Below are 1,190 nucleotides of genomic sequence, written 5' to 3' on the forward strand. Positions count from 1 at the left end.
TCGAAGAACTCAAGGGCGGCGCGGGTGCCGGCCTGGAACCGTTTGCGGCCGGTGATCCAGCCGTCATAGTCCGACAGCGCCTTTTGCAGCGGGATGGTCTTGCGCAGGGCGCAGCAGGCGTCCTTGTCGCTGAATTTCAAGGCCCCGTAGGGGTCTTTTTCGGCGATATCATCGGCGCGGATAATGCGCAGATTGCGCAGGCCCAGCCGCTCGCTCACTTCCTGCTGGTAGATCAGCGTCTCGGTGAACAGCAGTTCGGTGTCCACGAAGACAACCGGTGTCATCGGGTCGATGACCGCGGCCATATGCAACAGCACCACAGATTCCGCGCCGAAAGAGGAGACCAGAGCGATATGGCCCGCGTCCTTCAATGCGCCCTCCATCACCGAGGTGGCCGAATGGTGGCGGAAGCGCGCATTCAGCGCCTCTGCCTTGGCGGCCAGCTCCCGGTCCCGGGGGCTGACAGGCTCTCCGGCGGGCTTGTTTCCGGCTGTGTCGAACATCAGATCAGGCGACCTTTTTCTGGGCCTCGGGGTACAGCGCAGCCTTGAACGGCTCCATGCCGATCCGGCGGTAGGTTTCGAGGAAGGTTTCCTCGGCGCCTTCACGCTGCGCCATATAGACCTCTACGATGCGTTCCACTGCGGGCACGATCTCGTCATAGGCAAAGCCAGGGCCGGTGCGGGTGCCGATGGCAGCCGTCTCAGTCGCGTCGCCGCCCAGGGTGATCTGGTAGTTCTCCACCCCTGCGCGGTCCAGACCAAGAATGCCGATATGGGCAACATGGTGGTGGCCGCAGGCGTTGATGCAGCCCGAAATCTTGATCTGCAGATGACCGATGTCGTGCTCCAGCTTCAGCTCGTCAAAGCGGGTTGCGATCTGTTGGGCCACGGGAATGGCGCGCGCAGTTGCCAGGGCGCAATAATCCATGCCGGGGCAGGCGATGATATCGCTGATCAGGCCGATGTTGGCGGTACCCAGCCCGTGTTCCTTGAGACGCGCGTGGATCGCAGGCAGGTCCGATTTGTGGACGTGTGGCAGGATCACGTTCTGTTCGTGGCTGATGCGCAGTTCGTCATAACCGAATTCCTCGGCCAGATCTGCCATCACGCGCATCTGTTCTGCACTGGCGTCGCCCGGCGTCTGACCGTGCTTTTTGATCGAGATGGTGACGATGGCATGATCCGCGT

The 1,190-nt window shown here is 62.0% G+C and carries 1 protein-coding gene and 1 pseudogene; both read right to left on the minus strand.

Translation table 11 applies throughout. The annotated features are described in order from the left end of the window. On the minus strand, positions 1-503 hold a 503-nt coding region (locus A2I95_RS40205), incomplete at its 3' end, for a phosphoadenosine phosphosulfate reductase family protein (RefSeq protein WP_291737918.1). A gap of 4 nt (positions 504-507) precedes the next feature. Then, positions 508-1,190 (minus strand): annotated as a pseudogene (locus tag A2I95_RS40210) (nitrite/sulfite reductase); the annotation flags it as partial.

Source organism: Leisingera sp. F5 (assembly GCF_001593695.1).